At 62.2% G+C, this 373-nt stretch carries 1 pseudogene; it reads right to left on the reverse strand.

The window, feature by feature from the left end:
• A pseudogene (locus P9236_RS30675) lies at positions 1-192 on the reverse strand (IS5/IS1182 family transposase); the annotation flags it as partial.
• Between the last annotated feature and the right edge of the window lie 181 nt (positions 193-373).

A 373-nucleotide genomic window follows, 5' to 3' on the forward strand; every position in this document is an offset into this window, starting at 1 on the left:
CATCAGCCGGGTCGGCAGCGGCGGCATGCCGGGGCCGTCCGAATAGACGGCGCCGAAACGCTCCTCCAGCACCGGCCAGTCGATCGCCTGCGCCAGCCGCACCAGCTCGTGCTTCATGTTGATGATTTGGTCGAGCCGGGAGCGGAACAGGTCCTGCTCTCCCGTCTCGCGCTTCTCGCGTGGCCTGGACATTCGCTGTCCCCTCGATTCGCCGCCGCCGAACCGAGTGAATCACGCTCCGCGCCACAAGGGAATCGCAAAACCGAATTGCAGGAAAACAGCGTCCAAATACCGCTAATCCTGCAATTCCAAAGCCGCTATCCGCCTCAATCAACAGGCCAGATCAATGGCTTGCGGATAGTTCACGGCCGAC

The organism is Mesorhizobium sp. WSM4884, assembly GCF_029625675.1.
Lineage (GTDB): Bacteria > Pseudomonadota > Alphaproteobacteria > Rhizobiales > Rhizobiaceae > Mesorhizobium.